This window comes from Oerskovia jenensis (assembly GCF_016907235.1).
Lineage (GTDB): Bacteria > Actinomycetota > Actinomycetes > Actinomycetales > Cellulomonadaceae > Oerskovia > Oerskovia jenensis.
This window is the reverse complement of sequence record NZ_JAFBBO010000001.1, coordinates 3,892,674-3,919,249: the sequence shown is the minus strand read 5'-3', so window position 1 is coordinate 3,919,249 and position 26,576 is coordinate 3,892,674. Positions and strand designations below refer to the sequence as shown.

General features: G+C 71.8%; 15 protein-coding genes. 1 reads left to right on the top strand and 14 read right to left on the bottom strand.

The window, feature by feature from the left end; translation table 11 throughout:
* Positions 1-163: 163 nt before the first annotated feature.
* The 3 genes from pxpB to JOD49_RS17490 form a co-directional block, all read right to left on the bottom strand.
* Positions 164-1,795, bottom strand: coding sequence for a 5-oxoprolinase subunit PxpB (pxpB, locus tag JOD49_RS17500; RefSeq protein WP_307822613.1), 1,632 nt, complete (start codon positions 1,793-1,795; stop codon positions 164-166).
* Positions 1,792-2,577, bottom strand: a complete 786-nt coding sequence (locus JOD49_RS17495; protein ID WP_205308305.1) for a LamB/YcsF family protein — start codon at positions 2,575-2,577, stop codon at positions 1,792-1,794. The genes pxpB and JOD49_RS17495 overlap by 4 nt, the downstream gene beginning before the upstream one ends.
* A gap of 82 nt (positions 2,578-2,659) precedes the next feature.
* Positions 2,660-2,851 (bottom strand): DUF1059 domain-containing protein, encoded by a 192-nt coding sequence (locus JOD49_RS17490; RefSeq protein WP_205308304.1) that lies wholly within the window; start codon positions 2,849-2,851, stop codon positions 2,660-2,662.
* A gap of 180 nt (positions 2,852-3,031) precedes the next feature.
* Between JOD49_RS17490 and JOD49_RS17485 the strand changes: the two genes are divergently transcribed.
* The gene (locus JOD49_RS17485; RefSeq protein WP_205308303.1) at positions 3,032-3,613 is read left to right on the top strand and encodes a GNAT family N-acetyltransferase; all 582 of its coding nucleotides are present in this window, start codon (positions 3,032-3,034) and stop codon (positions 3,611-3,613) included.
* 177 nt (positions 3,614-3,790) lie between these two features.
* Here the strand turns inward: JOD49_RS17485 and JOD49_RS17480 are convergent, their stop codons facing one another.
* The 11 genes from JOD49_RS17480 to JOD49_RS17430 all read right to left on the bottom strand — a co-directional run bounded on the left by JOD49_RS17480 (position 3,791) and on the right by JOD49_RS17430 (position 26,222).
* Positions 3,791-9,310 (bottom strand): ThuA domain-containing protein, encoded by a 5,520-nt coding sequence (locus JOD49_RS17480; protein ID WP_205308302.1) that lies wholly within the window; start codon positions 9,308-9,310, stop codon positions 3,791-3,793.
* A gap of 179 nt (positions 9,311-9,489) precedes the next feature.
* The gene (locus JOD49_RS17475; RefSeq protein ID WP_205308301.1) at positions 9,490-10,296 is read right to left on the bottom strand and encodes a hypothetical protein; all 807 of its coding nucleotides are present in this window, start codon (positions 10,294-10,296) and stop codon (positions 9,490-9,492) included.
* A 157-nt stretch (positions 10,297-10,453) separates the two neighbouring features.
* Positions 10,454-16,549: a ThuA domain-containing protein gene (locus JOD49_RS17470; protein ID WP_205308300.1), complete on the bottom strand. Its 6,096-nt coding sequence runs from the start codon at positions 16,547-16,549 to the stop codon at positions 10,454-10,456.
* Between the two features lie 109 nt (positions 16,550-16,658).
* Positions 16,659-17,522, bottom strand: a complete 864-nt coding sequence (locus JOD49_RS17465) for a sugar phosphate isomerase/epimerase family protein (protein ID WP_205308299.1) — start codon at positions 17,520-17,522, stop codon at positions 16,659-16,661.
* A gap of 218 nt (positions 17,523-17,740) precedes the next feature.
* Positions 17,741-18,961, bottom strand: coding sequence for a substrate-binding domain-containing protein (locus tag JOD49_RS17460; protein ID WP_205308298.1), 1,221 nt, complete (start codon positions 18,959-18,961; stop codon positions 17,741-17,743).
* Positions 18,962-19,066: 105 nt separating this feature from the next.
* Complete coding sequence (locus JOD49_RS17455; protein WP_205308297.1) at positions 19,067-20,176, bottom strand: ABC transporter permease; 1,110 nt, start codon at positions 20,174-20,176, stop codon at positions 19,067-19,069.
* On the bottom strand, positions 20,173-21,300 hold the full coding sequence (locus JOD49_RS17450) for an ABC transporter permease (protein WP_205308296.1): 1,128 nt from the start codon (positions 21,298-21,300) through the stop codon (positions 20,173-20,175). Before JOD49_RS17450 ends, JOD49_RS17455 begins: the two co-directional genes overlap by 4 nt.
* The gene (locus JOD49_RS17445) at positions 21,297-22,910 is read right to left on the bottom strand and encodes a sugar ABC transporter ATP-binding protein (RefSeq protein ID WP_205308295.1); all 1,614 of its coding nucleotides are present in this window, start codon (positions 22,908-22,910) and stop codon (positions 21,297-21,299) included. The genes JOD49_RS17450 and JOD49_RS17445 overlap by 4 nt, the downstream gene beginning before the upstream one ends.
* The gene (locus JOD49_RS17440; RefSeq protein ID WP_205308294.1) at positions 22,907-24,169 is read right to left on the bottom strand and encodes a Gfo/Idh/MocA family protein; all 1,263 of its coding nucleotides are present in this window, start codon (positions 24,167-24,169) and stop codon (positions 22,907-22,909) included. Before JOD49_RS17440 ends, JOD49_RS17445 begins: the two co-directional genes overlap by 4 nt.
* 275 nt (positions 24,170-24,444) lie before the next feature.
* Entirely contained in the window at positions 24,445-25,449 is a 1,005-nt protein-coding gene (locus JOD49_RS17435; protein WP_205308293.1) for a sugar phosphate isomerase/epimerase family protein, read from the bottom strand.
* Between the two features lie 77 nt (positions 25,450-25,526).
* Positions 25,527-26,222, bottom strand: coding sequence for a hypothetical protein (locus JOD49_RS17430; protein WP_205308292.1), 696 nt, complete (start codon positions 26,220-26,222; stop codon positions 25,527-25,529).
* Between the last annotated feature and the right edge of the window lie 354 nt (positions 26,223-26,576).

The following is a 26,576-nucleotide window of genomic DNA, read 5'->3' as shown; positions in this document are numbered from 1 at the left end:
AAGGGGTGGCCACCCGGGGGATCCAGCCACTTCGCGGCGGCTCCGAAGAGCTTCGCAGTGGTGTCTGTTCCTCCCTGCCGGGCTGACTTCGAGAACATTACGCGGCACCCCGCGGCTGCGTCAACTCTCGTCCCCGCGGTCGGCTCCCGACGCCGTCGGGAGCTCAGGAACGGTCCCGGCCGATCGTCTCCCGGAATCGCAGCCGGTCCCCCGGCCTGAGCTGCGCCGCGAGGTCGAGCGCCGCCGACGCGACGACTCCGATCACGGGATACCCGCCCGTGACCGGATGGTCGCGCAGGAACAGGACGGGGTGTCCGTCGGGCGGCACCTGGACAGCCCCAGGCACGAGCCCCTCGCTCGGCAGCTCACCGCTGCGTCGTGCGACCCTCCCACCCGACAGCCTGAGCCCGACCCTGTTGCTCGCGTCCGACACCTCGAACGTGGTGTCCACGAGGTCGCGCCACGCAGCGTCGTCGAACCACTCACCCCGCACGCCGCGGCGGGTCGCGAGCTCGACGACCTCCGTCGTCGCGGCGCGGGGCGGCACGAGGTCGACCACGGGCAGTCGCGCAGGACGCGGACCGATCGCCAACCGATCCCCCGCGCGCAACGGAGCGGGCCCCAGACCGGCGAGGACGTCGAACGATCGCGAGCCCAGCACGGGCGCCACGGCGAAGCCCCCGCGCACCCCCACATAGGTCCGCGTCCCGCGCGGGGCGAACCCGAGGCGCAGCTCGGCCCCGGGTCGGACCTCGAGCAGCGCCTGCATGCCGACGGGCGTCCCGTCGAGCGTCGCCGACGTCGCCGCGCCCGCGAGCGCGATCGTCGCCCTCTCGTGGAACCTCAGCGCCGACCCGCCGAGCGTGATCTCGAGCGCTGCGGCGCCGTCCTCGTTGGCGAGCAGGCGGTTCAGCAGGCGGAACGCTCCCTGGTCGGCGGCCCCCGACCTCCCGACCCCCGACGCGGCCCAGCCAGGACGCCCCCCGTCCTCGACGAGCGCCAGCGGTCCTGTGGCGAGGACCTCGGCGCCCCCGGGGAGCAGCACGTCTCCCCCGGCGGACGTACCGTCGCCCTCGGCAACCTGCCCGTCCGCTGCTGCGGACGTCCGGTCGACCGCACGAAAGCGCACCCTCGTCCCCGCGGTCAGCAGTGCGGGCGGGTCCCGGTCGACGTCGAACAGCAGGGCGTCGGTCCGTCCCAGCAAGCGCCACCCGCCCGGCGTGGCCCGGGGGTAGACCGCCGTGAGGTCGCCCGCGAGCGCGACCGAACCCGCCGGCACGCGGGTCCGCGGGGTCGCGAGGCGCGGCGCGGCGATCGTCGGGTCCACCTCGGTCAGGTAGCCGAAGCCCGGCATGAAGCCCCCGAACCCGACCACGTACTCCCGCCCGCTGTGGCGTGCCACGACCTGGGCGACGGACAGGCCGGCCCACGCGGCGACGTCGGGCAGGTCCTCGCCGTCGTAGACGACCGGGATCTCGACGAGGTTCCCCGCCCCTCGCACCGCGTCCACGGTCCGCGACGCCCACGCGCCCCGGACCGCGTCCTCGACCCGGGTCAGGTCGGCCGACGTCGCCGAGTCGTCGAGGACCACGAGCACCGTGCGGGCCGCGGGCACGACGTCGACGACGCCCGGCACGTCCGCGAGGCGCAACGCGGCGGCGAGCGCGTGCACGTCGTCGAGGGACGCGACGTCGACCAGGAGCGCGTGGTCGCCGTACGCCTGGACGCGGGGCTCGTCGGGCGCGCCGGCGGGCTCTCCCGTGGCCGGCTGCCTCTCCCCCGGCGGCACGGTCACCGCCCGATCGCGCGCACGACGACGCCGCTCGCCTCGAGCGTCCGGCGTACCGCGGTCAGGAGCGCGACCGCGCCGGGGGTGTCGGAGTGGACGCAGACCGAGTCGGCCAGGACCGTGACCTCGCTGCCGTCGGACGCGACCACGACGCCCTCGGTCACCAGGCGCAGCGCGCGGTCGGCGACCTCGGCCGGGTCGTGCAGGACCGCACCCGGCGTCCCGCGGGGTACGAGGGAACCGTCGGGCGCGTAGCCGCGGTCCGCGAAGACCTCGTGCACCACGGGCAGCCCCGCTTCCGCGGCGAGCCGCAGCACGGCCGACCCGGACATCCCGACGACGGGGAGCGTCGGGTCGTACCCCACGACCGCTTCCACGACGGCGCGCGCTTGCTCCTCGTGCCGGACGATCGCGTTGTAGAGCGCGCCGTGCGGCTTGACGTACCGGACCCGGTCCCCCGCGAGGCGCGCGAACGCGTCGAGGGCACCGAGCTGGTAGACGACGTCCGCGGTCAGCTCGGCGGGCGGCACCGCGAGGAAACGTCGCCCGAAGCCCGCGAGGTCGCGGTACGCGACGTGCGCGCCGATGCTCACCCCGCGCTCGACCGCCGCGCGCGTGGTCGCGCGCATGATCGTCGGGTCCCCCGCGTGGAAGCCGCACGCGACGTTCGCGCTGGTCACGAGGTCGAGCAGGGCGTCGTCGTCCGCGAGCGCCCACGGCCCGAACCCCTCGCCCAGGTCCGCGTTGAGGTCGATGCGGCGCGCGCCGGGCGCCGGGTGGTGTGCCATGACCTCATCATCGCCGAGAAGACGCAGGTCGGCCGTGACCTGCGCGGTCACGACCGGCTGTGCTCCAGGGCCTCCGGCCTCCTCAGGCCATCGACGGCTCGGCGTCGACCAGGTCGGCACGGATGTCCTCCCGCAGCTGGGGTGTGGGTTCGTGACCGTGCTTGCTGACCATGTGGTCGTACGCGGCGTCGAGGACTTCCTCCTCCTCGCCGGCGATCGTCAGCGTGCAGTTGATGACGCTGGGCGTGGTCCGGCAGTCGACCATCTTCCTCATGTGTTCTCACCTCCCCTCACGCGGTCCCCGTCGTCGGGGCTCCGGGCGGGGGCGGCGTCCGTGGGCTGGGCGGGCGACGTCTCCGGTCCTTCCACCGTCCTCCGGCCGGTGCGGGGTGTCAACGGCCCGACGGCGGCACGCCCCTCCCGCTCGTCGGTGCCGCCGGGTAGATTTCCGCGGGTGACGACCTCCCTGCGCACCGCGACCCCTGCCGACGCCGACCGCCTCGCGGCCCTGGCCGCGATCACGTTCCCGCTCGCGTGCCCGCCGGGTTCCGACCCCGCGGCCGTCGCCGAGCACATCCGCACGCAGCTCTCCCCGGAGAAGTTCGTCGCGTGGACCGCGAGCGCCGACCACGCGTTGCTCTTGGCCGAGTCGCCCGGGTCGCCCGCCGGGGCCGAAGGTGCCGACGAGCCCGGCGGCGCCGGCGACCTGGTCGGCTACGCGCTGCTCGTGCGCGGCGTGCCCGACGACGCGGACATCGTGGGCGTCGTGGGCGACGAGCCGACCGTCGAGCTGTCGAAGATCTACGTGCACCCCGCGTCCCAGGGCACGGGGGTCGCGAGCGACCTCCTGCGGGCCGCGCTCGACGCGGCACCGGCCCTCGTCCCGGACAAGGCCGTGTGGCTCGGCACCAACGGGGAGAACGCGCGGGCCCAGGCGTTCTACCGCAAGCACGGGTTCGCGTTCGCGGGCACGCGCACCTACGTGGTGGGCGGCGAGGCGCACGACGACGTCGTGATGGTGCGCCCGCTCGACTGAGCCCACTCTGGTCGCGTGCCGGGTCCGTTCCGCTCGCCGAGGCGCGCGGCGCCGTCGGGCAGGGGCGCGTCCCACGTGCCCGCCGGACGACGGACGGGGCGGGAACCCGAAGGATCCCGCCCCGCCCGCTGCGGTCACACCGCTGACCGGGCGCACCAGCTACCGGTCACCACCGGGTCACCCGCAGCTCGTGGCCCCGTAGGCGACGTCGAAGGTCGTGGTCCGACCCCCGGCCGTCGCCGTGACCTGAGCGACCCCTGCCTCCAGCGCGCCGGCACGCGCGCTGAAGGACTGGTGCGCGGACTTCCCCGGCAGGACGCCGAGGAAGGTCTTGGTGCCGAACGGCGTGGTCACGACGATGTCCGCGGGGACGTCCTCGTCGTTGACCACTCGCACCGAGACGTTGGCCGTGCGCCCCACGCACTGGGACTTCACGGTCGAGGTGACCTCGACCTCGGGCTCCGGCTCGACGGTCAGGTCCTTGACCTGCACGTCCCGGAACGAGACGTCGTCACCGTTGCCGTGGTTCTGCAGCCCGATGAAGCCGGACGACAGGTCGCGGGACGGCTCGGTCGAGGTAAAGTCGTTGATCAGCGTCCCGTTGAGGAACACCCGGATCCGCTGACCCTCGACCCTGATCTCGTACGCGTTCCACTCCCCCGGCGCCTTGAGGACGGCGTCGCGGGCGGCGAGGTCGGCGCTCTGGAACGTGTAGATCGCACCGGTGGTGCGGTCGTCGGCGTCCGTCGCGTCGATCTGGATCTCGTACCCCTGGTTGACCGCGACCCACGGGTCGTTCCCCGGGTCCGGGAACCCGACGAAGACGCCCGAGTTGTCGTCCCCGGCCATCTTCCAGTCGAGCGTGAGGCTGTACGCCTCGAGCTCCTCGGGGTACCAGAGCAGGCCCATGCCCCCGGTGGACCGCATCGAGCAGTCCTCCTGGAGCTCGAACCCGCCCGGGCCGGCCATCTTCCAGCCGGCGAGCGACTCGGCCGTGCCGTCGAAGAGCATGCGGTAGCCCTCCGCGGGCGTGGCCGGCTCGCAGACCTCGGGCTCGTCCTCGACGAACGTGACGTCGCCGAACGCGACCGTCGTGGGAGCCGTCTGGTTCTTGCCGAGCGCGAACGGCCCCGGCGCGATGCCCGCGAGCGTGTCGTTCGTGACCGGTGCGAGGTCCGTCCAGGTGACGCCGTCGAGCGACCAGGAGCCCGTGAAGGTGTTCCCGTCCCGCGCGAGGCGCACGTGATAGTTCTTGTCGGCCTCGCGCGGCAGGTCGGACACGCCGGGCTGCGGGTCCTGGACCACGTCGCCCTTCTCGCTGCGTGCCTCGAAGCCCACGGTCCCGGCAGCCGCCCCGTTGTGGATCACGCCCACCTTGACGTAGTTGGCCTGGTCCTTGAAGACCATGAGGCCGCCCTGGTGGTAGTTCTGCGTGAGGTCGGACGTGACGGTCGTCTCCACCGTCCACCGGTCACCCGTGACGATCTTGTTGCGCAGGATGTTCGGCACGGTCGAGTTGGTCGCGCCGAACACGTCGTCGTCCGTGGTGGTCAGGCGCAGCGCGCCGTCGCTCACCGCGAGCCTGGACGCGTCGGGGTTGACGACGTACCAGCGGCACGCGTCGAGCTCGGTGCCCTCGAACGTGTCGCTCGCCGTCGTGCCCTCGCACGTGGGCGGCGTGGTGCCGTCCACGAGACGCACGTAGTCGAACGCGACGTCGATCTGCGCCGCGCCCGCGAGCTTGCCGAGCGCGAAGACACCGACCCCGGCGTCCTTCGCCGCCGGGTTCGTCACGCCGCCCGGCAGCGCTGCCCAGGTCTGGCCGTTGTCGACCGAGACCTGGCCCGTGAACGTGTCACCGGCACGGGACAGCCGCAGCTGGTACTCGCCGTAGACCGGCTTGGCGAGGTTGTCGATCCCCGGCTGCGGGTTCTGCGTGACGTCCCCGACCTCGCTGCGCAGCTCCGCGCGCACCGAGCCGTCGTCGTTGCCGACCACGTCGAGCTTCACGTAGTTCTTCTCGTCGAGGTAGACGATGAGTCCGCCCTGCTGCGCGGACCGGGCGAGGGGCGCCGTGAACGACGTCTCCACGGTCCAGGTGTCGCCCGGCTGGTCGGTCGTGACGATGTTCGGCACGGGCGAGTTCGCCGTGCCGTAGAAGTCGTCGTCGGTCGTGGTGACGACCCACTTGCCGTCGCGCACCTCGGCGAGGTCCGGGCGGTAGCTGTGGACGTCCCAACGGCACGCGTCGATCGACGCACCGAGGAACTCGTCCTCGGGCCCGCGCTGCGGGTCCGGCTCGGTGCACTCGAGCGCACCGAACGTCGTCACCTTCACGGTGCCCGACGCCGAGGCGCCAGCCAGGTCGGTCACGGTCACCGTGGCCGTGAACGCGCCGCCCGTCGTGTAGGTGTGCGCGACCTGCGCCCCGGTACCGGTGCCGCCGTCGCCGAAGTCCCACGCGTACGTGAGGGCGTCGCCGTCGGCGTCGGTCGCCGCGGCCGTGAACGTCACGTCGAGCGGGGCGTCGCCCGTGGTGGGCGTGCCCGTGACCGACGTGATCCTCGGTGCCACGTTGTTCGCCGCACCCTTGCCCGCGAAGTGGAGCGAGTCGACGTCGAACATGTCGCCCGTGCCCCCCGACGCCGAGCGCGCCACGAAGAACAGCGTGCTGGTGCCGCCCGGGTCGGTGATCGGCACGACGTCGGACGACGCGTGCGTCTCCCAGCTGCCCGTCGAGCCCATCGTGATGGTCCCGAGGAGCGGTCCGTCCGACGCTCCGACGCGGACGTCGATCAGGCCGCCCGCGTTGCCCGACGTGTAGCGCGCCGAGATGCCCGTGATGTCCTTGAGGTTCATCCGGTCGAACGCGAACCAGTCGCCCGGGGCGATGTAGCCGAGCTGCTTGGCGCCCTCGGCCGCGGCCTTGTCGACGACCTGCACGCCCTGCTGGGCCGTGAAGTACTCGGCCTGCTTGGTGCGCGTGTGCAGCACTGCCTCGTCGTCGCCGGTCAGCGAGGGCACTCCCTCGGCCCCGCCGTCGGTGTAGGTCGCGTTGACCACGCCGAAGATGTTGGCGTCGAGACCGTGGCCCTCGTCCTTGACCGTCGTGAGGACGCCCTCGCAACCGGTCGCGCTCGAGAGCGGGTGCCCGTGGTTGTCGTGGCCGAGGATGTACTCGACGACGACGGAGTCACAGTTGACCTGCGTCCCGTCCTCGGCGTCCGTGACCGTGACCTTGAAGGGCACCTGGTCGCCGAAGTCGAAGAACTGCCCGTCCTGCGGCAGCTCGAGCGTGACCACGGGAGCGGTGTTGCCGACCGTGACGGTCGTGGTGGACACCCCCGTCTTGCCGTCGGGGGCCGTGACCGTCAGGCGGGCCGTGTACTGGCCCTTGGCCGTGTAGGTGTGGGTCACGACGGGCTCGGTCGAGTCGACCGTGCCGTCCGAGTCCACGTCCCACGCGTACGTGAGCGGCAGGTTCTCGGGATGCTTGGACCCCGAGCCGTCGAGGACGACCTCGAGCGGCACACCGCCGTTGGTCACCGACGCCTCGATCTCCGCGACCGGGGACCGCGAGCCCTTGACGTAGTCGATGCGGTAGACCGCGGAGTCCGCGGCGCCGCCGAAGTAGCCGCTGCCGTAGTCGAGCACGTACAGCGAGCCGTCCGGACCGAACTCCAGGTTCATGGGACGACGGATGTCCAGCCCCGTCAGCGCCGGGGCGAAGCCCGCCGGGCTGCCGTCCTCGTCGAGCACGGCCTCCTTGATCCAGCGCCGCTCCCACTCGTACAGCAGGGGCTTGCCGTCGTAGTACTCGGGGAACTTGGTCTCCGAGGCGAGCTCGGGGTCGTAGTCGTAGACGACCGCACCCATGGGCGACTCGCCGCCCGAGCCGAAGGCCGGGACGTTGCCGCCGTCGTAGGGCTGCCAGGCAGCGATGGCCGGAGGCAGGTCCACGAGCCCCGTGTTGTTCGGGCTCGTGTTCTTGGGGGCGGCGCAGTCGAACGCCGCGCCCGAGGTGCCCGTCGCGAAGTCGTGGTCGACGTAGGGGACGTTGTCCCCCACGCAGTACGGCCAGCCGTAGTTGCCGGGCTCGGTGATGACGTTGAACTCGACCGAGCCACCGGGGCCGCGGTTCGGGTTCGCCGCGCCCGCGTCGGGCCCGTAGTCACCGAGGTGCACGTACCCCGTGGCCTTGTCGACCGAGAACCGGAAGGGGTTGCGGAAGCCCATCGCGTAGATCTCGGGACGGGTCTTGTCCGTCCCGGGAGCGAAGAGGTTGCCATCCGGGACCGTGTACGTCCCGTCGTCCTTCAGGGTGATGCGCAGGAGCTTGCCGCGCAGGTCGTTGGTGTTGCCCGAGGAACGCTGGGCGTCGTAGGCCGGGTTGCGCGTCGCCCGCTCGTCGATCGGCGTGTAGCCGTCCGAGGCGAACGGGTTCGTGTCGTCACCCGTCGACAGGTAGAGGTTGCCCTCGGCGTCGAAGTCGATCTCGCCACCCGCGTGGCAGCACGTGCCGCGCGAGGCCTCGACCTCGAGGATCTTCTTCTCGCTCGCCAGGTCGATCGTGTTCTGGTCCGTGAGCGTGAAGCGCGAGAGCTGGTTGTGGCCGTCGAAGGCCGCGAACGACTCGGGGCCCGTCCCGTTCTCCGGGGCGTCGCCCGCGGGAGTGCTCAGCCGCGGCGCGTAGTAGAGGTAGACCCAGCGGTTCTCGGCGAAGTTCGGGTCGATCGCGACTCCCTGGAGGCCGTCCTCGTCGTGCGAGTACACCGGGATGGTGCCCGCGAGGGACGTCGACGCGTCTGCGGTCGTGTACCAGACCCGTCCGTCGCGCGAGGTGTGCAGGACGTCGCCACCCGGCAGGACCGCGAGCGCGATCGGTTCACCGGTCTTCTCGGCGCCCTTCGCGAGCGTGATCTGCTCGTACGAGCTCTCGACCGTCGCGCCGCACTCCGCGTCGACCGCTCCCGCGGCGGTCTGGATGCCGCCCAGCAGGTGCTGGACGAACGCCGGGTCGGCGTACGACTCCTGCGTGTGGCCACCACCGGTGTACCAGGAGCGGCCCCCGGCCACGTCCTGGCACCAGGCGGTCGGGTGGTCGGCACCCATGGCGCCTCCGCCCGGCGAGTACGTCGACTCGTCGAGCGTCGCGAGCACGTGCACGTCGCCGCGCGGGTTCTCGCGGAAGTTGTACCACTCGTCGTACCGCTCCCACGAGGAGGGCAGGTGCGCGGTCGAGGGGTGGTCCTTGTCGGCGACCACGACGGTCGCGGTCTGGTTCTGCGGGTGCGCCGAGAAGTACGCGCCCACGAGGTCGCCGTACCAGGGCCAGTCGTACTCGGTGTCGGACGCCGCGTGCACGCCCGCGTACCCGCCGCCGTCGGCGATGTACGCCTCGAACGCGGCCTGCTGGTCGGCGTTCAGCACGTCGCCGGTCGTCGAGAGCCACACGACCGCGTCGTAGCCCGCGAGGTTCTCCTCGGTGAAGGCCCCCGCGTCCTCGGTCGCCGTCACGGCGAAGTGGTTGTCCTCGCCGAGCTGCTTGATCGTCGCGATCCCGGCCGGGATCGCGTCGTGCCGGAACCCGGCGGTCTTGGAGAAGACGAGCACGGAGAACTCGTCGTGGGCAGCGGCGGGGGTCGCCGTCAGGGCCAGGGTCGGGGCGGCGAGCGTCAGCGCGACGAACGCGCTCACCCCTGCCCGTCTTCTTCGGTGTCGTACGGTCACAGCTTTCTCCCTTGAAAGTCGATCGTCGTCCTCCGCGGCGGCGGGGCCGCCGGTCCTGCGTCCGTCCTCACCTCCTCGTGCGCACGGTGCCCCTGGGCGCCCGCCGGGACTCGGCCCACCCGCAGGTGGTCCCGGCGGGCACCGGTCTAGTGGTCGCTCCCGCCCAGGCTCGCGGCGCCGTCGCCCGCGTCGTCCGGGTGGAGCGGGAGGAACACGTGGACGTGCCCCTGGTCGGCGCCGACGCTCAACTCGTCGAGCTGGGTCGCGGCCATGCTCCACGTGTCCGCGGCCCGCAGCCGCAGGTCGGCCGCGAGCGCCAGGAGCTCGGCGCGGGCGGGCTCGGCCGCGCCCTCGGCCAGGACGAGCGTGTCGACCGTGTCGCCCAGCAGCGCGATCGAGACGCCCAGGCCGTTGCGCGTGACGTTGTACCCCGACGCGCCGGCGGGCAGCGCCTCGGCCTCGGTCGTCAGGCCCGCGAGCGCCTCGCGCCAGGCCCGGACCTGCTCGGGGGTCGCAGGGGTGCCGGGCGAACCGTCGAGCGGCAGCGCCACGGACAGGTCGTTCATGGTCGGGACGAGGCGCTCCTGGGCGGAGAGCGCGAAGTCGGTCACGACGCCCAGGTTCTCCGCGTCGCGCGCGGCCTCGGCGGCCTCGAGCTCGGCCACGCGCGCAGGGTCCACGGCATACGCGCCGGACGCTCCGTCGTCGGGCCCTCGCGTGAGCGCCCAGACGACGACCGCGACGATCGTGGCCCCGACCAGCAGAGCCGCGGCGGCCAGCAGCGCGCGGCGGCCGCGCGAGAGGTTCCGCGGCCACCGGGCGCGCTCGCGCTCCGGCGGCCGCGGGCGGGGACGGCCGGCACCGTCCCCGGTCTGGTGGCCCGCACCCCGGGCGGTCGCGGAGCGGGCGGCGCGCTGGGCCTTGGTGCGCTGCGCGGACGTGGTCTGTGCCACGGGAGGACTCCTGGCGTCTCGGGGGCGGGAGGTCTGTGGGACGTCGAGTGCGTGGTCCTGCTGCGGCTCGCCGGGCGTGCCGCGGCCGAACCACGCACTCGACAGGACGTGCGCGGCAGGCGCCGCCCCCTGGGGGGCGACGCCTACCGTTCGTGCATCAGCCGCAGGACGCGGCCGCGTAGTCGACCGTGTACGTCGACGTCCGGTCCCCGATCGTCGCGACGACCGTGGCGGAACCCGCCTCGACCGACGTGGCGCGCGAGGCGAACGACTGCGACGCGGACTTGCCCGGGGCGACACCCGTGAAGGTCTTCGTCCCGAACGGCGTGCTCACCTTGATCGTCGCGGGCGCGTCGTCGGTGTTGACTACCCGCACGTTGACGAGCACCTTGCCCGCCGTGCACTGGGTCTTGGCCACGACCTCGGCCGTGACCCCGCCCTCGACCGGCGGCACCGAGAGGGTGAGCGGCTCGCTCACGTTCCCGGCGACGTCGACCGCGCGGTACGAGACCTCGACGGCCCCGTCCCCGACGACGACGGGCTCGGTGTACTCGAGCCACTCGTCCGCGGGGGTGTCGGCGAGGCGGTACTCGACCCGGGCGAGGCCCGAGCCGGTGTCCGCGCCGGCCAGGGTGACCGTGCGCTCGGACAGCTCGGCCGTGGCGGTCGGTGCCGTGGCGTCGATCTTCACCACGTGCACGACCTCCTGCGACACGTTGCCGGCCTCGTCGCTCGCGCGGAAGGCGAGCGAGTGCTCGCCGCCCGCCGTGAGCGCGATGGCGCCCGTGTACGGGGCCCAGTCGGCGCCCGCGACCTTCACCTCGATCGACGGCGCCTCGGAGACGTCGTCGGTCGCGGTCGCGGAGACCGTCACGGCCCCGGTGTTCCAGCCGGACGCGCCGGCTGCCGGGTCCTGGGCGACGGCCACGACCGGTGCCTGCGTGTCCTCGTCACCCGTGGTGACGTGGAACCAGTCGAACGCCACCGTGACCGGGACCTCCTGCTCGGGGCCGATGGCCACGAGACCGAAGGACGTCAGTGCGGCGTCGTTGGTGACGGGCGCCCCGAGGGACGTCCAGTTCACCCCGCCGTCGCTGACCCAGCCCTGGTAGGTGCTGCCCACCTTCTCCATGCGCAGGTACCAGTAGCCCGACTCGGTCGTGTCGGCGATCTCGAGCTGGCGGTTGCCGCCGCTCGAGGCCGCGTTCTTCTCCGACGCGAGCTCCGCACCCAGGTTGAGCGGGGTGCCCGGCTGGTTCTTGGCGACCACGTCGAGCTTGACGTAGTTGTCGTCGTCGCCGTAGGCCATCAGACCGGCGTACTGCCAGCGGTGCAGCAGCGGTGCCTTGAAGCGCGTCTCCGCGACCCAGTCGCCCTCGGGGGCTGCCTGGAGCACGAAGTTGCGCGGGCTGATCGGGTTGGTGTTGTTGATGTCGCCCGGCTGCGTGGTGATGCGCAGCTCGCCACCGGCGACCTCGACCTTCGAGGCGTCGTAGCGGACCACGTCGTTCCAGCGGCAGCCGTCGAGCGCGGTGCCGTCGAACTCGTCGGACGGCTCTCGGGTGCCGTCGTCCTCGGAGTCCGGCGTGACCTTGAACCAGTCGACCAGGGCGACCGAGTCGGCCGTCCCCGTGTCGCCCGCGGCGATGACGCCGAAGGTCGCGTTCGCCTTGACCGGGGCGGAGCCCGCGATCGCGGTCCACGTCTGGCCGTCCGCGGAGTACGCGGCCGTGATGGCCGTGCCCGTGGAGGTCAGCTTGAGGTACACCGACGACGGGAAGTCCGCGGCGACGTTCGTCTGGCCGTGCCACGTGCGCGCACCGCCGGTCTCGGTCTGGAACTCCAGGAAGCGGTTGCCGTTCTGGTTCTTCGTGAACGCGAACTTGGTGTACTCGTCGTCGTTCACGTGCACGAGGAGACCCGCGTGCTGCCAGTGCCGTGCGAGCGGGACCTCGACCTTGGTCTGGATCTCCCACGCCCCGGCGGGTGCCGGCTGGCCCAGGTAGCTGATCGGGCCCGGGACCGCCTCGTTGATGTCGCCCTGGACGACGGGCAGGACCGCCTTGCCGTCCGCGACCGTGATCGACGTCCCGGGTGCGGTGCGCACCACGGTCCAGCGACCGGTGTTGATGTCCGCGGCGTCGAAGTCGTCCGACTTCTGTGCCGCGCACTGCGGCGGGGTGTCCGTCCCGGGCTCGGTCGGGTCGACAGGGTCGTCGTCGAACGAGAAGTCCTGGAACTCGACCGCGCTCTGGTTCGAGCTGTGCGCCGTCACGAAGAGACCGACGTCCTGGACCGACGCCGCTCCCGGCAGGGACACCGGGTCGCCGATCTGGGTGAAGTTCTCGCCGTCCTTGCTCCACGACGCGGTGTACAGGTCACCGTCGCGCTCGATCCGCACCCACGCGGGGTAGCTCGTCGAGCTGGCCGCCGAGGAGGTCACGAGCTGCCCCGCGGCGTTGCCGCGCAGCCACTCGAAGCCGCCGCTCGGGCGGATGCCCAGGGCCGCGTAGCCCGGCGACTTGCCCGGCTGCGTCACGTCGTTGCGGACGATGAGACCCGCCTTGGCGGACCCGTTGGTGTTGCCCTGGCTGTTGACCTTGACCGTCGCGGACCACTTCTCGTCCGCGCCGGCCTCCTTGTAGATGGCCGAGTACTCGTCGGTGCCCTGCCACATGTTGGCACCCGCCGAGCTCACGAGGTACTTGCCCTCGGAGAGCTGCTCGAACGTGCCGTTCGCGTTGGTGAAGGTCTTCATGCCGGCGAACAGGTCACCGACCTGCGCCATGACGATGCGGGACTTCGTGGTGAGCCCCTTGTCGTTCGTGGCGACCGCGGTCAGCTTGTAGTAGTTGTCCGCCGTGGCGTTCCACGTCGTCGTGTACGGCGCGGACGTGTCCGTGCCGATCGACTGGCCGTTCACGAAGAACTCGACCTGGGTGACCGTGTTCTCTGCGTCGGTCGCGTCCGCGGTGACCGTGATCGGGCCCTGCTCGAGCTGGACGCCCGCCTCGGGAGCGGTCACGACGACCTCGGGACGGGTCGTGGCCGAGATGCCCTTGCCGTGCGCCTCGATGAAGTTCAGGCGACGCTCGCCCGCACCGGGGAACACGACGTACAGCGTGAAGCTCTCGCCCGGGTCCGCCACGTCGACGCGCACGTCGGTGAAGGTACCCAGCCCGGTCTCCGGGACGGAGGCCGTGGCGAGCAGCTCGCCGTCGGGAGCGTCACGACGCAGCTCGACGGTGCCCGCCTGGGCTGCCGAGACGCGCAGCGACAGGGCGCTGATCTGGTGGAGGTTGAACGGGTCGTACGAGGACCAGGCCCCGTCCTTGCCCGTGATGACGGACCCGCCGCCCTCGACGTCCCGGCTGGGGAGCTGGGTCGTGCCCTGGGTGGCGGTCTGGAACTCGGCCTCACGCTTCTTGCCGAACACCAGCGTCGTGTCGGAGCCGGTCAGCGCGGGCACGTCGCCCTCGCCGCCGCCGTCGGTGTACCGGGCGTCGAGCACGTAGAAGACGTTCATGTCCTCGCCGTGGCCACCGCCCAGGCCGGTCTCGACCGAGCCGGTCGTCCCGTGGAGCGGCTCCGAGGGGTGCGCGTGGGCGTCGTGCCCGAGCGCCGGCTGGATGATGACGTTCTCGTCGACGATCGAGGAGTCCTCGGCGTCGCTGACCTCGACGTCCCAGTCGATCCGGTCGCCGAAGTCGAAGAACGACCCGGTCGGCGGCAGGTTGAAGTCGACCTCGGGGCGCGTGTTGCCGACCGTGATCGGGACCGTGGCGGTACCGACCTTGCCCGACGGGTCGCTCACCGTGAGGCGGGCGTCGTAGACGCCGTTCGCGGTGTAGGTGTGGCTCGGGGCCGCCTCGGTCGAGTCGGTCGTGCCGTCACCGTCGAAGTCCCACGCGTACGTGAGCGTCTCGTTCTCGGGGTCGGTGCTCGCGGCGCCGTCGAACGTGACGGTGAGCGGGGCCGTGCCCGAGTCCGGCGTGGCGGCCGGCTTGGCGACCGGGGAGCGCGAACCGGAGATGTAGTCGATGCGGTGCAGGCCCGAGTTCGGGTTGTCACGCCCGAAGCCGCCGCCCCAGTCGAGCACGTAGAGCGCACCCTCGGGGCCGAACGTCGAGTCGATCGGTGCGAGGAACTGCTCGTTCGACAGGAACGGGTTGACCTTCTCGACAGCAGCGCCCTTGGGCGTGGCGTCCTTCAGGTCGATCGAGTACATCTTGTTGCGCGCCCACTCGTAGAAGAAGGGCTTGCCGTCGTAGTACTCGGGGAACTTGGTGTCCGACACGAGGTCGGCGTCGTAGCTGTAGAACGGGCCACCCATGGGTGCGAGCCCGCCGCCGGCGTTGATGACACCGGGGGCCGACGTGCGCTGGTAGCCGTAGTACATGTCCGCGGGCTGGGCCGCGGGGAGCTGCGTCAGACCCGTGTTGAGGATCGAGTCGTTGACGGGGTTCGCGCAGTCGAAGTTGGCGCCGACCGTGACCGGGTTGGTGCGGTAGTCGACGTCACGGAAGGGCTCGTTCTTGCCCATGCACAGGGGCCAGCCGAAGAAGCCCGGCTCCTGGATGTAGTTCCACTCGGCGATGCCCGCGGGGCCGCGGTTCGCGAGGTTGTCGGACCCGTTGTCCGGGGAGTAGTCGGCCACGCCGAGGTTGCCCGTGGCGGGGTCGATCGTGAACCGGAACGGGTTGCGGAAGCCCATCGCGTAGATCTCGGGCAGCGTCTTGTCGGTGCCCGGGGCGAACAGGTTGCCCTCGGGGATCGTGTACGTGCCGTCGGCCTCGGGGTGGATGCGGAGCACCTTGCCGCGCAGGTCGTTGGTGTTGGCCGACGTGGCGCGCGCGTCGTGCAGGCGGCCGTCGCGCTCGGAGAGCGGGGCGTACCCGCCCGAGGGCTCGGAGTGCGGGTTCACGTCGTCGCCCACGCCGATGTACAGGTCACCGGTGCGGTCGTCGAAGATCAGGCTGCCGCCCGTGTGGCCCGGCTCGTCGGGCAGACGCCCGGCCGGGACCTCGATGAGGACCTTCTCCGAGGCCGGGTCGATCACGGTGCCACCGGGACCGCCGTCGGTCACGGTGAAGCGCGAGATCCGGTTGAAGAAGTTCTCCGGGTTCGTGTCGTCGGCCGAGGCCGGCGAGTAGTACTGGTACAGGTACCCGTTGGTCGCGAAGTCCTTGTCCAGCGCGATGCCCAGCAGGCCGTCCTCACCGCCCGAGTACACGGGGATGGTGATCGCGGTCGAGGTGTTCTGGGTGCGCGGGTCGTAGACGCGGATCTGTCCGCGCACGAGCTCGGTGAAGAACACGCGGCCGTCGGGCGCGACGTCCATGCCGAACGGTGCGCTCGTGTTGGTGTCGAGCGCGACCTTCTCGAACTGGCCCCAGTCGGTGCCGCCGCAGTCGCCGGCCACCTGGCCCGACGCCCACTGGACGCCGCCCACGATGTGCTGGACCAGGTCCGGCTCGCCCGTGAAGTGCGCCCCGAAGTGACCCATGCCGGTCATCCAGGCACGTCCGCCGTCGTAGGGCTTGCACCACGAGATCGGGTGGTCGGCGCCCATCTTGTTGCCGCCGGCGTCGTAGGTCGACTCGTCCATCGTGGCGAGGACGTGCGCGCTGCCGCGGACGTTGGCCGAGTAGTTGTACCACTCGTCGGCGCGGTTCCAGCGCTGGTCGAGGTGGCTCGTCGAGGGGTGGACCCGGTCCTCGACACGGACCGTGCCCGGCAGGCCGGGGCTGTTGCCGGTCGCGGCGTGACCGGGCATGAGCGCCCCGATCATGTCGTCCCACCAGCCGTAGTTCCCGCGCATGTCGGTCGCGTTGTGGATCGCGACGATGCCGCCGCCGGCCTGCTGGTAGCGCTCGAGCGCAGCCTTCTGGTCGGCGTTCCACGGGTCGCCCGACGTCTGGAACATCACCAGGGCGTCGTACTCGGCCAGTCCCGCGTCGGTGAAGACCGAGGAGTCCTCGGTGTGGTCCGAGGCGATGCCCACGTCGGCGAACGCGGCCTCGAGCACCGGGGTGCCCTGCGTGATCGCCTCGGAGTGCCGGAACTGGGTCGTCTTGGTGAAGATGAGGACCTTGCGGTCGTCACCGGGAGCATGTGGTCCGTCGTGGGCGGCAGCCATGGTCGCGGGCGCGAGAGTGAACGCCAGAGCTCCGATGGTCAGCGCCGCGACGGCTCTTCCCCGCAGGGGAAGTCGCGCAGCCTTCATGTGTCTTGCCTCCAGGGCAGTCGGCACGTGGCGAGAGTCCGTGCCCCGCTCGTCGGTGAACGGGGCCGCACGTGCTGTGAAGAGTTACGTCGTCCCACGGCGTGCCGGCGCCGTCGGTCCTGCACCTACCGAACGGTCAGCCGCGCATCAGTCCTCTCAGGAAGTCCAGGCCATCGACAGCGATGGCGTCCTGGGTGGGGGCGAGCGGACGCCAGATCGAGGCGGCCGTCGCGATGGTCGCGTTGTCGGCGGTGAACGACTCGATGCACAGCGAGCCGTCGTAGCCGCTCGCGTCGAGCGCGCCGAGGAACGCGGTCCAGTCGAGGTGGTCCGCGCCCGGTGCGCCGCGGTCGTTGCCGCAGACCTGCACGTGCGCGATCCGGTCCCCGGCGCGCGTCACCGCGGCGGCCAGGTCCGTCTCCTCGATGTTCATGTGGTAGATGTCGAGCATGAGCCCGATCCCCTCCGAGGGAAGGGGGGCCACGAGGGCGAGCCCCTGGTCGACCGTGTTGACCAGGCTCGTCTCGTAGCGGTTGAGCGGTTCGAGCCCGATGCGCACCCCGGCGGCCATCGCGTGCTCGACGACGGGGGCCAGGTGGTCGACCAGCTCGGCGTTCGCGGCCTCGCGCTGACCGGCGGTCATCCGCCAGGTGCGCCCCACGGACGCGTACGCAGGGCCCCCGACGACCCGGGAACCGACCGCGTGCGCCATGTCGACGACCTGGCGCAGGTAGTCCTGGGTCCGGCGGATCGTGCCGGCGTCGGCCGCGACGAGCTCGCGCCCCGGGCCCATGACGAGCGAGACCGACGCGCCGAGGCCGAGGTCCGCGAGGACGCCCGCGGTCTGCTGCGGGTGCCAGTCGGTCACGTCCTCGACGGGCAGCTCGAGGACGTCGAACCCCCAGCCGGCGACGCGCGGGGCGATCTCACGCAACGAGGCGTCGGTCAGGGGCGAGGTCCACACCCAGGTGTTGACCCCCAGGGGGCGCGTGCGAGCCACGGTGCTCTCTTTCGTCGGTGGGAGTGCTGCCCAGGGCGCCCGACGCCGGAGCGCACCTTCGCGGGGAAGGTGGGCTCCGTCGTCGGGCCCCGAGGTGATGCTGGGCGCCGACCGGTCCCCCGAGGAGAGCGGGAGACCGGCCGGGCCGCTACCGGCGGCGGCGCCGGGACGAGCCCGACGTCAGCGGCCGGGGTCTGGCGCGGGGTACGCGAACCGGGTCAGCGGTCCGTCCACGCGTCGGGGAAGCCCGGCAGGTCCTCGCCACCGAACTTGGCGTAGTGCAGCGAGGGCATGTCCTTGTTGGCGTCGAGGTAGGCGTCCAGGTCCTCGCCCGTGATGGGCGACTGCGGCAGGACCCACTCGGCCGGGACCTGCTCGCCGTTCCAGATCATCTGGGCCGCGAGGATCGGGGTGCGCCACTGGAAGTTGGAGTACACGGCGCCCAGGGCGGTCATGTCCGTCTCCTTCCACTTGCGCATGAAGCTCAGCTCGTCCTCGCCCATGAACACGGGGTAGGGCTTGCCGGCGTCCTCGAACGCCTCGACCGCCGCGACGGCGCCGTCGCCGGCGTCCATCCAGATGCCGTCCACGTCACCGCGCTGCAGGTACTGCGTCACGATGTCCTTGATCTTCGCGCCGTCGCCACCCGTGAACTCCTGGCCCACGACCTCGATGTCGCTCTCGGAGAAGATCTTGTCGGCTGCGGCCCACCGGTTCTCGAGCACGTCGACACCGGGCAGGATGCGCAGCGCGAGGACCTTCGAGCCGGGCTCGAGGTTCTCGACCAGGAACTCCGCGCCGTCGGCGCCGTACGCGTAGCCGCCGATCGGGTGGATGTAGGTCACCATGCAGTCGGAGTTGACGCCGCGGTCGAACACGATGACCGGCTTGCCGGACTCGCACGCCGCCTCGACCGCGGGGGTCAGGGTCGCCGTGGTCGAGGGCGAGATGATGATCGCGTCGCAGTCACCGGCCTCGACGAACGCCTGGATGTCGGAGATCTGCTTGTTGTCGTCGTCCGCGGCGTCCGAGACGCGGAACTCCGAGATGTCGCCCGAGGCCTTGAGGACCTCGACCTGCTGCTGCATCGTGATGAAGCCCGTGACACGCCACGGGTTGGAGACCGAGGCGTTGGAGAAGCAGAGCTTCTTGCCGCCCTCCTTCTTGTACTGCGCGGTGTCCACGTACTCGGGGTCGATCGCCTGCAGCCACGGCTGCTCGCCCGGCCCCTCGGGGACCGCGGTGCGCTGCGCGAGCTGACGGTCGTAGTCGGCCTGCACGAACCACTGGCTGTTCGCGCCCGACTCGTTCGACTCCTCCCCCGCCTCGGCAGCGGTCTCGCCCCCGGCGGGGGCGTCGGGCACGTCGGTGCTGCACGCAGCGGTGAACAGCAGGGCCGCGGTCGCGGCCCCTGCCATGAGAACTCGAGAGCGTCGCATGTTCCTTCTCCTGTGATCGGAAGACTTCGTTGTCCTGCCCGTCGCGACTTCGCGACGGTCTGTCGGGGACGGATCTGTGTGGCGTTCCGGGTGGTGGCCGGAGGACTAGGGCGCTGCTGGCTGGGGCTCCTTCGGGACGGTGGGTTCGGTGACCCCTGCCGGGGTGGTGGGAGGGTGCGGGCTGCCCGTGGGAGCGGCCCTGGACCGGCGCGGCATCGCGGCGTAGGCCACCGCGGCGATGATGATCACGCCCTGGACCGCCGGGCGGATCGTCGACGGCAGGCTGAGCTGGTTGAACAGCGTGAACAGGGCCTCGAGGGTCAGGGCGCCGGCCATGGCCGCGACCACCGAACCCCGGCCGCCGCCCAGGACGACACCGCCCAGGACGACCGCGGTGATGGCCATGAACTCGAGCCCCTCGCCCACCTGGGCCGTCACGCCGGCGTAGCCGCCGATGAGGATGCCCGCGACCGTGGCCATGAAGCCGGAGAACAGGAAGGCCCGCGTACGCACCCACCAGACCGAGGCGCCCGAGAACGCCGCGGCCACGTCGTTGTCGCCCGTCGCGACGAGCGTGCGTCCGAACGGGCGCCGCATGACGACCACCGCGATCACGCCGAGCACGACCGTGATGAGCACCGCGTACGGGACCTGGAACTGCCCCGGGGTGTCGGGCAGGCCGCCCCGGCCCCACTGGCGGAAGCCGTCCGTGAGGGACCCCGTGGGCGCCCCGCCGGTCCAGAGCCGGATCGCGCCGTAGAGCACGAGCATCATGCCGAGCGTCGTGATGAACGACGGGACCTTGAGGAGCGTGACGATCAGGCCGTTGACGAGACCGACCGCCAGGCCGAACAGGACCATGAGACCGATCACGGGCCAGGTCATGGAGTCCTCGCCGTCGATGAGCTTGGCCGCGATGACGACCTGTGCCCCGACGAGCGAGCCGACCGAGAGGTCGAACTCCCCCGACACGATGACGAAGTACTGCCCGATCGCCAGCACGATGAGCGGCGCTGCCTTCTTGAGGAAGGCCATGAGCGACATGGGCTCGCCGAACGACGGGTTCATCACGAGGATCGCGACGAACACCACGATCAGCAGCGCGTAGACGGTCCAGGTGCTGCCCGAGGTGACGCGCCGGACCCAGCCGGAGAAGCTGTTCCGTGGGGCGGCCTGCGTGCCGCCGGGGCGTGTCGCAGACGTGCTCTCGCTCATCGGGTGGCCTCCTTGCCGGTCGTGGCGGACGGGTTCTGGGGGTCCGCTGCGGGCGCTCGCCCCGCCGGGCCGGAGCCCGGGCGGACCGACTGCGCCAGCGCGCGGAACCTCGCCCTGCTGCTCGCGGGGTCGATCTGACGGCGGGCGTACATGGCGACCGCGGCGATGATGATCGCGCCGCGCAGGACGTCCTTGAAGAACGGGCTGACGTCGAGCACGTTGAACACCGTGTCGAGCGAGGCGAGGATCAGGACGCCCGCGATGGTGCCGAGGATCGAGCCGCGGCCTCCCATGAGCAGCGTCCCGCCGAGCACCACGGCCGCGATCGAGTTGAGGTCGTAGCCGTAGGTGTAGACCAGGGCGTTGCCCGTGCCGAAACGTGCCGCGATCAGGAGGCCGGCGACCCCCGCGCACAGCGAGCACAGGACGTGGGCCAGGATGATCGACCGGTCCGTGCGGATCCCCGAGAGGCGGGCGACGTCGATGTTCCCGCCCACCGCGAACATGTGATAGCCCGGGCGGGTACGGGTCAGGAGCACGACGCCGAGCACCATGACCACCGCGAGCACGATGACCGAGACGGGCACCGGGCCGATGCGCGTGTACCCGAACCCCTGGAAAGCCTTGGGGACCTCGCCCGACGGACCCTTGAACTGCGTGTCGAGGTAGCCCTTGATGATGAGGCCGACGCCGAGGGTCGCGATGAACGAGTTCACGCGGAGCTTCGAGATGACGAGCCCGTTGACGAGCCCGACGCCCGCGGCGACCGCGAGCGCCGCCACCACACCGAGCCAGATGCGCGACGGGTCGCCGGCCATCGTGGTGGCGGCGACCAGCGAGGACCAGGCCACGACGTACCCGACCGACAGGTCGAGCGACTTGCACAGGATGACGAACGTCTGGCCGATCGCGACGAAGCCCAGCAGGCTCGTCTGGGACAGCAGGTAGAACAGGTTCCCCTGGCTGAAGAAGCTGCCGCCCTGCGCCGCGACGAGGCCGGCCGAGACGACCAGGATGCCCACGAGCGCGAGGTAGACGATCCCCGTCGAGCCGAGCCGGCGGCGTCGGGGGCCGGAGGTCGCGCTCCCTGCCCGGGGCGAGGTGGTGCTCACCGCGGTGCTCATTTCTCCTCCTGAAGGGTGTCGCTGTGCGCGGGGCGGGGTGGTCGGATGGTCGAGCCGACGGGGACGTCGAGCGCGGAGAGGTCGACCTCGACGTGCTCGGAGGTGTCCCCCGCCCCGGTCGCGAGCGCCATGATGGTCTCCTCGTCGCTGCCTGCGGGGAGCTCCCCGGCCAGGCGGCCGTCGCGCATCACGAGGATGCGGTCGGCCATCGCGACGACCTCGGGGAGCTCCGAGGAGATGAGCAGGATCGCGACCCCACGGGCCGTGAGGGTGCGCATGAGGTCGTACACCGCACGCTTGGCGCCGACGTCGATGCCGCGCGTGGGTTCGTCGAGGACGATGACGGACGGCTCGGTCACGAGCCACTTGGCCAGGACGACCTTCTGCTGGTTCCCGCCCGAGAGGTACTGGACCTCGGCGTCCTTGGAGCGCGAGACCAGGTCGAGCGACGACAGGATGCCGGGGATCGCCTTGGCGCGGCGGTCGGAGGATCCGGGGGTCACGGCGTCGAGCACGAGCCGCGCGTTCGCGGAGATCGACTGCTCGAGGGCCAGGCCCTCGGCCTTGCGGTCCTCGGTCACGAGCGCGAGCCCGAGGCGGACGGCCTCGCGTGCGGAGGTGACCGTGACGGGCCTGCCGTCGAGCTGGACCGCCCCCCGCGTGAAGGGGGCGACGCCGAACACGCCGTGCGCGATCTCGGTGCGCCCGCTGCCCTGGAGCCCTGCGAGCGCCACGATCTCCCCGGCGCGGACCTCGAGGTCGATGCCGTCGACCTGGGTGTTCCCGGCGCCCGAGAGCGCGAGCTTGACCTCGCCGGGCACCGTGCCCGGGTCCTTGTCCGGGTAGTAGCCCGCGAACTCGCGGCCGACCATGGTCCGCACGAGCTGGTCCGGGCTGATGTCGGCCGTCGCGGTCGTCAGGACGAAGTCGCCGTCCTTGAGGACCGTGATGGTGTCGCAGAGGTCGAAGATCTCCTTGAGGCGGTGCGAGACGTAGAGGATCGCGACGCCGCGCGAGCGGAGCTGGGTGACGAGCGCGTAGAGCAGCTCGACCTCCTGGTCGGCGAGCGCCGCGGTCGGCTCGTCCATCGAGATGATGCGGGCGTCGTAGGATACGGCCTTGACGATCTCGACGATCTGCTGCTCGGCCACCGACAGCGACCCGACGCGCATCCACGACGCGAGGCCGTGCAGGCCGAGGTCGGCGAGCAGCGCGTCGGTGTCGCGGGCCATGCGTCGGGCGTCGACGATCCCGAACCGGCGCGGCTCACGCCCGAGGTACACGTTCTCCGCGACCGTGCGCTCGGGCAGGAGGTTGAACTCCTGGAAGACGGTCGAGACCCCGGCGGCCTGCGCCGCGAGCGGGGACGCGAACGTCGCGGGCGCGCCGTCGAGCTCCATGGTGCCCGCGTCGGGCTGGTGGACCCCGGCGATGATCTTCATGAGCGTGGACTTGCCCGCGCCGTTCTCCCCGACGAGGGCGTGGACCTCGCCGGGTCGCACGTCGAGGTCGATGCCGCGCAGGACCGAGTTGCCGAAGAAGACCTTGCCGATGCCCCGCAGCCGCAGGAGGGGCGCGCTCGCGCCCTCGCCCGCCGTCGGTGCTGTCATGCCTCTACCTCCACCCAGGTGCCGGTGCGTGCGGAACGGGCCACGGCCTCGGCGAGGTGAGCGGCCCGGAGACCGTCGGCGAACGTGGGCAGCCCGTCGGGCGTGGGCCCGGCGATGGCTGCGGCGGTGTCGCCGACGAGAGCGTTGAAGCAGTCCTGGTATCCCTGGGGGTGTCCTGCGGGGAGCCGGGAGTAGCGCGCGGCTGCGGGCGCGAGGGCGCCGGGGTCGCGGACGAGCAGCCGGCTCGTGTCACGGCGGCCCTCCCAGAGGCTCTCGGGGGCCTCCTGGTCGAACGCGAGGGTCGACTCCGAGCCGGAGATCTCGAGGAAGAGGCGGTTCTTGCGGCCGGCCGAGACCTGGCTGATGACGGCCGAGCCGAGCGCTCCGCCGTCGGTCTCGTACTGGAGCGTCACGGCGTCCTCGGTGCGGACCGCGGTGGGCCGCCCGTCGGCGCCGAGCCGCTCGGCGTTGACGGTCGCGGTCTGCGCCACGAGGCGCACGATGCGCTGGCCGGTCGTGAACTCCAGGAGGTCGCAGAAGTGCGAGCCGATGTCGCCGAACGCGCGGCTGGCCCCGCCGAGCGCGGGGTCGACGCGCCAGTTGTCGTCGCTCGCGCGCAGCAGCCAGTCCTGGAGGTAGGACCCGTGGACCAGGCTGATCGTGCCGAGCGCACCGCTGCGGACCCGCTCGCGCGCCTCGCGCACCATGGGGTGGAAGCGGTAGGCGAAGGGCACGACGGCGACGCGGCCGTCGGCGGCGGAGGCCCGCGCGGCGAGCTCGGCGAGCGCGACGGCGCCGGCGAGGTCGGTGGCGAGGGGCTTCTCGCACACCACGTGCTTGCCGGCCGCGAGCGCCGCGGTCGCGAGGGGCACGTGCAGGAAGTTGGGGGTGCACACGTGCACGACGTCGATGTCCGGGTCGTCGATGAGCTCCTGCGCGGTGGCCGCGTAGCCCTGGGCGCCGAGGTCGGCTGCTGCCTCGCGGGCGACGTCGGGGTCGATCCCGGCGACCGAGACGAGCTCTCCCCCGGCGGTGCGGATCGCACGGGCGTGGACCTCGCCGATGAAGCCGGTGCCGATGATCCCCGCGCGGTAGCCCGCGGCGGGCAGGCGACTGGGCAGCAGGTCGGTCGCGGAACGGTCAGGGACGGGGGTGGTCGCGGCCCCCAGAACGGCTCGGCCGTTCAGGTCGGACGGCTCCGTCCTGGTGGTGAGGGCGTCGATGGCCCCGTGGTCTCGCGCGACTTCTTCGGCTCGCATGTCCCATACCGTAGGGGGACTTATGTCGAGGGTCAAGCAAAAGCCGAATGTTAGATGTCACCGTTTAGTAACTCCATCGGTTAAACAATTGCCGAGGCCCGTCGTTCCGCGGCATACCGTCTCCCGCCCGCCACAGCACCGCGCCCTGCGGGCCGCAGGACGGCGCCTCGGACGCGCCCCAGGACGACCCCGCAGCCTCTGTCACCGGCGCCGCGTCGCGCACGCCGAAGGGCGCCCTCCCGGGTGGGAGGACGCCCTCACGGTGAGCTCCGGGACTACTCCTTGGTCGAGAACGCCGCGTCGAACGCGGCCTCAGGAGCCTCGAACGCGTACTGCTTGACGAAGGCCAGCGCCTCGGGCGCACCCACGAGCCGGTCCATGCCCGCGTCCTCCCACTCGACCGAGATCGGCCCCTCGTACCCGATGCTGTTGAGCATCCGGAAGGCGTCCTCCCACGGCACGTCGCCGTGGCCGGTCGAGATGAAGTCCCACCCACGGCGCGGGTCCGCCCACGCCAGGTGCGACCCCAACCGCCCGTTGCGACCGTTGTGCATGCGCTTCTTGGTGTCCTTGCAGTCCACGTGGTAGATCCGGTCCTGGAAGTCCCACAGGAACCCGACCGGGTCCAGGTCCTGCCACACCATGTGGCTCGGGTCCCAGTTGAGGCCGAACGCCTTGCGGTGCCCGATCGCCTCGAGCGTGCGCACCGTGGTCCAGTAGTCGTACGCGATCTCGCTCGGGTGCACCTCGTGGGCGAAGCGGACCCCGACCTCGTCGAACACGTCGAGGATCGGGTTCCAGCGGTCCGCGAAGTCCTGGTAGCCCGCGTCGATCATGTCCTGGGACGCCGGCGGGAACATCGCGACGTACTTCCAGATCGACGAGCCCGTGAAGCCGACCACGGTCTCGACGCCCAGCTTCGCCGCAAGTCGCGCGGTGTTCTTCATCTCCTCGGCAGCGCGCTGCCGCACGCCCTCGGGGTCGCCGTCGCCCCACACACGGTCCGACAGGATGTCCCGGTGCCGCTGGTCGATCGGGTCGTCGCACACCGCCTGCCCCTTGAGGTGGTTCGAGATCGCGTAGACCTTCAGCCCGTGCGCCTCGAGCAGCGCGAGCTTGCCCGCGACGTACTCCTCGTCGTCCCAGCGCCACGGGTCCAGGTGGTCGCCCCAGCAGGCGATCTCCAGGCCGTCGTAGCCCCAGCCCGAGGCGAGTCTCACGACCTCCTCGAAGGGCAGGTCGGCCCACTGGCCGGTGAACAGGGTGATGGGTCGTGCCATGTCGATGTCTCCTTCGTTCCGACGCCCGTGGTTCGGGAGGTCTGGGTGGTTCGCTGGGGCCCGGTGGGTGCGCGGGCTCAGGGACGCCTGGCGGCCGTCGCGCGGCGACGGACCACGAGCACGGCCCCCGCTGCGAGGAGCAGGACCGCGCCGCCCACGGCGAGCGCCGTCGTCGGGATCCCTGATCCCTCCTCGTCCGCCCCCGCGGCCGAGGTGCCCTCCCCCGAGCCGTCGCCCTCGACGCCGTCTTGGCCGCCGTCCTGCGCGGGATCGGGCGCGGGCGCGGCGGGCGGCGGGACCACGTCGATCTGCGAGGTCGCGGTCGTCGCGACGGGCGTGGTCGTCGTCGCGGTCACGGTCCAGTGGCCGTCGGTCAGGACGTCGGGGGCGGACGTGTACCAGCCCACGCCCTCGGAGGCCGACGAGAGCTGGAGGGGGCCGATCTCCGTCCCGGCGTCGGACACCGCCGTCACCATGACGTCGACGATCGCCTCGACCGGGTGCCCGTCCGTCTTGTAGGTGACGTTGACCGAGATGCCACCGGCGCCGTCACCGCCGATCGACAGGATGATGTCGCCTCCGTGCGCGCTCGCGGGGACCGCGCCGAGCACGGTCGCGAGCAGCGTCCCGAGCAGCAGGGCCATGCCGGCGGCCGCGGCCGTGCGCACGCGCCCGAGGGCGCGGGTCAGGGGGCCCGAGCGGGCGCGAGGGCGCGGGGTGCGCGCCCGGTCGGGACCGGGGTGCCGGTTCTCCTGCTGAGTCATGTCGCTCATCACCTCGTCGTGAAGAAGGGTCGTGCGTCGGGCTGCGCGGCCCGGTGGGCCGAACGGTACTGCTGGACGTGCGGTCGTGCGTGGACGTGCGGTCGTGCTCGCCCGCGGGACGCGAGTCCTGCGGGCGGTTCGGTCCGTCCCCCGGAAGGGGGTGGCTCCCGGCACCGGCCGGAGCACCGGGGTTCCGGTGCCGGGGGCCGGTGCTCCCGGGACGCCGACTCGCGTCGTCGCCCCGGGAGCACCCGGGTGTGCGCGGCCTTCGACCATGCTGGCGAGGTCCCGGCCGAAGGGCCCTCGTCAGCACTCGTCGGTCGACGCTCCACGGCACACCGGTCGTTGCCGGTGAGGTCGCGG